General features: G+C 46.8%; 7 protein-coding genes and 1 pseudogene. 3 read left to right on the forward strand and 5 right to left on the reverse strand.

The features are described from left to right. The 4 genes and pseudogenes from AC06MN_RS03165 to AC06MN_RS03180 all read right to left on the reverse strand — a co-directional run. Window positions 1-444 (reverse strand): annotated as a pseudogene (locus AC06MN_RS03165) (IS1380 family transposase); the annotation flags it as partial. A gap of 353 nt (window positions 445-797) precedes the next feature. Next, window positions 798-1,406 (reverse strand): DUF4230 domain-containing protein, encoded by a 609-nt coding sequence (locus AC06MN_RS03170; RefSeq protein WP_475670904.1) that lies wholly within the window; start codon window positions 1,404-1,406, stop codon window positions 798-800. Beyond that, complete coding sequence (locus AC06MN_RS03175) at window positions 1,403-2,047, reverse strand: DUF4230 domain-containing protein (protein ID WP_475670905.1); 645 nt, start codon at window positions 2,045-2,047, stop codon at window positions 1,403-1,405. Before AC06MN_RS03175 ends, AC06MN_RS03170 begins: the two co-directional genes overlap by 4 nt. A gap of 4 nt (window positions 2,048-2,051) precedes the next feature. Further along, window positions 2,052-2,345, reverse strand: a complete 294-nt coding sequence (locus tag AC06MN_RS03180; RefSeq protein ID WP_475670906.1) for a hypothetical protein — start codon at window positions 2,343-2,345, stop codon at window positions 2,052-2,054. On the opposite strand from AC06MN_RS03180, the gene AC06MN_RS03185 reads away from it, so the two are divergent. From AC06MN_RS03185 to AC06MN_RS03195, 3 genes are all read left to right on the forward strand, one after another. Beyond that, window positions 2,332-3,489 (forward strand): TIGR00730 family Rossman fold protein, encoded by a 1,158-nt coding sequence (locus tag AC06MN_RS03185; protein ID WP_475670907.1) that lies wholly within the window; start codon window positions 2,332-2,334, stop codon window positions 3,487-3,489. The genes AC06MN_RS03180 and AC06MN_RS03185 overlap by 14 nt on opposite strands. A 153-nt stretch (window positions 3,490-3,642) precedes the next feature. Continuing rightward, complete coding sequence (locus tag AC06MN_RS03190) at window positions 3,643-4,137, forward strand: deoxycytidylate deaminase (RefSeq protein ID WP_475670908.1); 495 nt, start codon at window positions 3,643-3,645, stop codon at window positions 4,135-4,137. Window positions 4,138-4,241: 104 nt separating this feature from the next. Beyond that, window positions 4,242-4,622, forward strand: a complete 381-nt coding sequence (locus tag AC06MN_RS03195; RefSeq protein ID WP_475670909.1) for a GxxExxY protein — start codon at window positions 4,242-4,244, stop codon at window positions 4,620-4,622. A 363-nt stretch (window positions 4,623-4,985) separates the two neighbouring features. Here AC06MN_RS03195 and AC06MN_RS03200 read toward each other — a convergent pair whose 3' ends face one another. Further along, window positions 4,986-6,644, reverse strand: a complete 1,659-nt coding sequence (locus AC06MN_RS03200) for a Na+/H+ antiporter NhaC family protein (RefSeq protein ID WP_475670910.1) — start codon at window positions 6,642-6,644, stop codon at window positions 4,986-4,988. Between the last annotated feature and the right edge of the window lie 255 nt (window positions 6,645-6,899).

Here is a 6,899-nt window from a genome sequence, read left to right on the forward strand (position 1 = left end):
GAACTGGTGGTCGAAGTCGAGGTCGTAGGTCCCGCCGGCCTTCAGCCCTCCCGTGGCGAGCAGGGCGTCGACCAGCAGCCCGTTGAGCCTTTCGGCGGCGTTGAACGCATAGCTCTTCCCCGCCTCGGACGTGTAGCTGACGTCCTCCTCCGTCAGCTCCACGATAGCCCTGAGGATGGTGTCGGAGCTGCAGGTGCGAAGCGTGGGGTGGAGCGAGAGGTGAGGCATGAGGTGGCTCGTGACGTCCTCGACGCAGGTGCCGCCGCAGAAGTAGACGCACATCAGCGAGCGGATGATCTCGCTGTAACGGTAGCCGTAGGACCTGCACCTGTGGCCGGGCGTGGTGTCTATCGTCCGGGAAAGCATGGAGTCAAACTGCTCCATCACGGGAAAAATTCCGCCGAAAGGCGTGATCCTGTCGGATTTAATCTCTATCTTTGCCATGTCTGTCAGTCTTTTGCTTGTTTTGTTTTCTACCACTAAGATAGGTGAAATTCCTGACATGGCAATCTCCTGGGCAACTTTTTGTTGCTCAGGATTTTATTCCTTTTAATCTATTACAGGTGTGCGGAATTAAGGGAGTATTTTTTTCACTCCGAAAAAGACCACTAAAAATGCGGGATGGACAACCATTCCGCATTTTTTTTGCATTTCAACTGATTAATACAGTTTCTCAATTTTCGGTGCTTCCTGTTCTCCCCCACCGAAATAATTGTACAAGCCGACCCCAAGAAGAGCCAAAGCCGCTATCACTAAGATTATCACTATTACCTTTTTCATATTGCAAGATTTGAATTTCATTGTTCAACATTTTTCAGATTCGGATAATCGGCACCCGATTTCGTTACGGACACTCTCACTTCCTTAAATCCCAAATTCATCAGCAAGTGCTGCATTTTCTTCACACCTTCGGTATTGGCCGTCGCCAATAAACCATGTTTGACAGCATCCTGTTCAATTTCCTTTCGGATTTTCGACACGATGGCATTGATTTCATCCTGAGACCAATCCTTGGTGTTACTGTCGAATATCTCGTAATCCTTAGGATTCACAATGACATCGAGGATTTTCGCCTCGGGCAAATCGAGATATAAGGTGTCGCCGTCGCAATGGAAGTCATTTTCGGTCATCGCCGACAAATCGAAGCCGGCGCGGACAGTTCCATTGCCAATGACGACGATTTCCTTCATGCCCCACAAACCTTTTGTGCTTTTCATGGCCGTTTCGCCATAAAAACTCGCTGTGACAAGTTCCGAAATCTTTTGAATATCACGCACCGTTATCGTGCTTTCCACTTCATTCTCAACGCTTATTTTGTGGCTTTCGCGAAATCTCTTGGCATAAATCAGGACAAGAGCCACCAAAGCAGCTACAAAAAGCACTTTAATCATCGTCCTTTTTTTCATAATTCCTCCGTTTTTGAAGTCATTTTTTCCTCGAAACCATTCTCTTCGCCAAATCTGACATGGATATTCTGCCGTTCAAAACCCATTTGCGCCAGCATGTCTTCAAACAGCAGTTTCGTATTCGCCTCTGCTTCCGATTGTATGCTCAAAGTCTTGATGATTTCATTTAAGCGGTCCTGGCCTTCATCAAGAATATTATCGCGTTCTATCGCGTCGAATTTTCCGCGAAACGCACCCTCACGATGATAAATTTCCTTGATGGAATCAGGCGGAATGTTGACAGACAATATTTTGGCATGAGGCAAGGTGACATAGACCGACTGCGTCTTTTCATCGATTTCAATGTCGTCTTCCGAAAATTCATTCAAATCGATGCCAGCCTTCACATACGCCATCCAACCGAAAAGGATGCTTTTTTCGCCCACGCTGCCAAGACTCCTCTCCCCTATTTTCGTATGGCTTTTGCCACGAATCACCTGCTTCACCGTGTACTCAACCGTGCCCAATTCCGCAATATCGGAAAAATCCGAATACATGGACGAGACCCGATCTTGCAACGTAACGCGCTCAATAGTTGGCTCGGAACACGAACAAGGCAGCAAAGCGATGCCTACCAATAATAATAAAATCCTTATTTTCATTGCATTAGCAAATTTTCAATTCATAGATAATTTCCGTGCCTTCTTTTTGGCGCGAGCTGTCTTTCCGGCCTTCAACCGCCATGACTTCAAAAATTATGCGGCAAAAATAGCATAAATAAATGAAAGACACATGGTTTATTTTCCCTGAATTAATTGCCGGATTTGCAACTGACAAATGAATGTTATTTGGCATGTCAACTAATTTTAATGGAGAAGTTAGGTAATTCAAAGGCACTTTCTGAGAAACTGAAAGATTTTTACCTACTTTTGCAAAAATTTGAACGATGAAAAGAAACAAGATTTGCATCTTTTGCGGCAGCAGCATGGGTTTCGATGCCGTTTACAAGGAAAAGGCCGCCGAATTGGGTCAGGCCATGGCCGACAACGCTTGCGAACTTTACTACGGCGCTGGCAACGTAGGCTTGATGAAAATCATTGCCGACACGATGCAGGAAAACCATTGCAAGGTTTCGGGCACCATCACGCACAAACTCAACAACATGGGCGTTGGCCGCAACGACATTGACGAAATGATTCTGGTCGACTCAATGGCCGAGCGGAAGGCGATTCTGGAAGAAAAAGCCGATGCTTTCGTTGCCATGCCGGGCGGATTCGGCACCATGGATGAGCTGTTCGAAGCCATCGTGCTGAGTCAGTTGCGCGTCTATGACAAGCCAGTAGCACTTTTCAATGTCAACGGTTATTACGACCATCTGCTGGCTTGGATGCAACACGCCGTTGATGAAGGTTTCGTCAGAAGCGAACACTTCAACAATATCATCGTCAGCAGCGACCCGAAAGAACTTTTGCAGCGCATCGACGCCTTCGAGCCAGTGGAAGTTCACAAATGGGTGAGTAACATAAAAAAAGAATCAGGACACAAGAAAATGATAGCAATAGGAATTACAGGCACTTTGGGCGCCGGCAAAGGCACCATTGTCGATTATCTGCTGAAAAACAAAGGCTTCAAGCATTATTCCGTTCGTGCTTACATTGCCGAGGAAATCACGCGCCGTGGCCTGGAAGTCAACCGCGACACTTTGACTGCGGTCGCCAACGACTTACGCGCTTCACACAGTCCGAGTTACATCACCGACCAACTGTATCTGCGGGCCGTCGAAGAAGGACAAAACGCTGTGATTGAAAGCATCCGCACGCCTGGCGAAATACAATCGTTACGTCAGAAAGGCGAGTTTTATCTTTTTGCCGTTGATGCCGACCAGCAAATCAGATACGACCGTATTTACTTGCGCGGTTCCGAGACCGACCACGTCAGTTTCGAGACTTTCAAGATGAACGAGGAACGCGAGATGAGCAGCACCGACCCGAACAAACAGAATCTTGGCGCATGCATCAAAGCCGCCGATTTTGTTTTCCAGAATAACGGCACGGTGGAAGAACTTTACCAACAAGTAGAAAACACGCTCAGAAGAATCTTATAAAGAATTGCTTCGCAAGAAATCAAGCAAAAATCAGTCAAAAGTTCCTTTCCATTTATAATGAAAAAGATTTTGAATAGATTTTTGAAAGATTTCTTCGACAAAGTCGAATAACATAAAACATTTCTTCAACAAAGTTGAATAATACAAAACACTATGGAAGAACAGCACATCCGTCCCAGTTGGGATGATTATTTCCTGAATTTGGCCGACACTGTTTCGGAACGCGCTACTTGCAACCGTGGCCGTAGCGGCTGCGTCATCGTTAAGGACAAGCAGATTTTGGTCACCGGATATGTAGGCTCACCCAAAGGCCTCCCCCACTGCGACGAAGTCGGACATTTGTTCCGCAAGACCATTCACGAAGACGGGTCCATCACCCAGCACTGCGTGCGCACCGTTCATGCCGAACAGAACGCCATTTGTCAGGCTGCACGCCGTGGCATCGCCTTGGATGGCAGCACTTTGTATTGCCGCATGACACCTTGCCGCACCTGCGCCATGCTCATCATCAACTGTGGTATTGTCAGGGTGGTTTGCGAACGCAAATACCATGATGGCGCCGAAACCGAAGAGATGTTCAGGCAAGTTGGCATCGAACTGGTTTACAAGTATGATGAAGTGCAGCAATACGAGGGACAGAAAGGGTGATTTTTCTCCCGCTGAGGACGCTGAGGACGCAGATTTACGCGGAGATAAATGTCTGCGAAAATCAGCGAGATCAGCGGGATATTAATTCAACAAAAAAACGAATTATGCTACATGAGAACGACATATCATATTTGATTAGAGGAGCTGTATTTCAAGTGTACGATGAACTTGGTCCAGGTTTGCTTGAATCAATCTATGAAGCTGCATTGTGCTATCAACTCAGAAAAGACGGTCTAAAAGTGGCCAATCAAGTGAAAGTTGACGTTTATTATGACGGTCATCTCCTTCCAATAGAATACCGGCTGGATTTGCTGGTTGAAGACAAAGTTATTGTTGAACTCAAATCCGTTGAAACAGTGAATCCTGTTCATTTCAAGCAATTGCTTACTTATTTGAAAATTACTGGAAAAAAACTTGGAATGTTGGTGAATTTCAACACGGACGACATTAACCATTCGATTTATCGGAAAGTGAATGGATTGTAGTTTGTTCTCCCGCAGAGTGCGCTGAGGACGCAGATTTACGCGGAGAAAAATCCTATACCGTCTGCGTGAATCAGCGAGATCAGCGGGATATTTTTGTTCTCCCGCAGAGAACGCAGAGGACGCAGATTTACGCGGAGACAAACCCTATCCTGTCTGCGAAAACCAGCGAGATTAGCGGGATATTTTTGTTCTCCCGCAGAGAACGCAGATTTACGCGGAGATAAATTCTATCCTGTCTGCGTGAATCAGCGAGATCAGCGGGACATTTTTGTTCTCCCGCAGAAAACGCAAAGGACGCAGATTTACGCGGAGAAAAATCCTATACCGTCTGCGTGAATCAGCAAGATCAGCGGGATGTTTATTCTAAACTTTCTTTCCAACAAACCTCACAATCACCCACAATACGGCAATTGCCACAATAAAAGCCGCCCACGAAGGCAAGCCGAAAGCCGTTGGCAACACGCCGAACAGAAGCGCAACGCTTCCAACCGTCAAGGCGTAAGGCATTTGTGTGCTGACGTGCTTCAAGTGTTTGCAGCCACTCGCCATCGAACTCATGATGGTTGTGTCGGAAATCGGCGAACAGTGGTCGCCCATGACTGCACCTGCCATCACCGACGCCACCACATTGTAAAACAGCGGCATACTCGCTTCGACCGAAAGCCCTTGATTTTGACATAACAGCCACGAAGCAGGCAGAATCAAAGGATAAAGAATGGCCATTGTGCCCCATGAAGTGCCCGTCGAGAAACCTATCAGACAGGCTAAAACGAAAGTCAGCACAGGAACCAAAGCCGGCGAAAGCGACCATTTCAGAAGCAGTTGCGACACAAATTCAGCCGTATGCATATCACTGGTTATCAATGCAATTGACCATGCCATAGTTAAAATGACTACGGCATTGAACATCGACTTGAAACCTTCAATGCTCTCTTCCATGATTTTAGTGAACTCCACCTTGCCGCGCAGCAATGTCAAAACGATAGCCGTCAGCAAAGAAAACAACGAAGCCCACAACAAAGACGTATAAGAATCGGCATCGCCAATCGTGGAAGAAACTTTCGAGAAGAAAGCGAGACTGTCGTCCGACCAAACCGCAGCATCGTAGCCCGTGTAAAACAAGCCAAATACCGTGCCGAAAATCAGCATCAAAAGCGGAACCAAGGCATCTATGACATGAGCATCTGATTTTGCCGTTCCATCTTCATCAACAGCAGCTGTTTCAGCCATTCGCGCAGCTCTTTCCGCTTTCAGCATAGGGCCGAAATCGCGGCGGCTCAAAATAATCATCAGCACAAAAGCCAAAGTCAGGAAAGGATAGAAACTGTAAGCCAACGAATTGAAAAACACAGAATAAGCAGAAGCATCAAGCCCAACAGCCTCAATGCCTTGTTCGATGTAACTCAACTCAGCGCCAATCCAGGTGGTGACAAAAGCCACAGCCACGACGGGAGCCGAAGTGGAATCGACAATATAAGCCAGTTTTTCGCGCGAAATCTTGAGCCTGTCAACCACCGGGCGCATCGTGTTGCCCACCACCAGAGTGTTGGAATAATCGTCGAAGAAAATGCACAAATCCATCAGGAAAGTCATCAGTTGGCCTGAGCGAGCCGTCTTTGCCTTTTTCGACAGCCAGTTGACCACACCCTGCATTCCTCCGTTGATGGTGATGATGCGTACCATGCCGCCAATCAATACCGTGAACACGATGATTTTCACATGATCCAAGTCGAAGACCGACCCGACGATATATGTGTCGACGACACGCATAACGCCGCCAAACAAGGCTTCGAAGGGACCGCTTCCCGCATAAAGCGCCATGATGAAAGAGCCCGAAAGTATGCCAAAAAACAGCGACAGAAGCACTTCCTTAATCAACAAAGCCATCACGATGGCAACCAAAGGCGGCAAGATGGACATCCAAAGCGGCATTTCGCCCATCACTGGACCACAGACATAAAGCAGCCCAAATCCGACAAGGACAAGTATCCCAAGAATGGTAAAAACGGTTTTCTTTTTCATTTCCTTGAATTTGCGGCAAAGGTAGAAAAATAAAGAAAAAGAAACAACCGAAAAAGAAAATAGCGTATCTTTGCGGCAACAAATAAACATGTTTTTATTCACTAATTCATTAACAACCTTAAATCCGCAACCGATCTGCAAGAGTAATGAGTTCCAAAGTAGCAGGCCGGGAAGATGCCTTCAGGCCGTAGGGAATGGCATTTAGGTGTTTCCGTTGCACAAAATCCCCTTACCCCACGATGCGTCTTGAGGCAA

It is taken from the genome of Candidatus Limimorpha sp., assembly GCF_056203535.1.

Bases quoted from the DNA above. Each gene is read 5' to 3' on its own strand.
- AC06MN_RS03175 (WP_475670905.1), bottom strand. From the start codon at position 2,047: ATGAAAATAAGGATTTTATTATTATTGGTAGGCATCGCTTTGCTGCCT.
- AC06MN_RS03195 (WP_475670909.1), top strand. From the start codon at position 4,242: ATGCTACATGAGAACGACATATCATATTTGATTAGAGGAGCTGTATTT.
- AC06MN_RS03185 (WP_475670907.1), top strand. From the start codon at position 2,332: ATGAAAAGAAACAAGATTTGCATCTTTTGCGGCAGCAGCATGGGTTTC.
- AC06MN_RS03170 (WP_475670904.1), bottom strand. From the start codon at position 1,406: ATGAAAAAAAGGACGATGATTAAAGTGCTTTTTGTAGCTGCTTTGGTG.
- AC06MN_RS03200 (WP_475670910.1), bottom strand. From the start codon at position 6,644: ATGAAAAAGAAAACCGTTTTTACCATTCTTGGGATACTTGTCCTTGTC.
- AC06MN_RS03190 (WP_475670908.1), top strand. From the start codon at position 3,643: ATGGAAGAACAGCACATCCGTCCCAGTTGGGATGATTATTTCCTGAAT.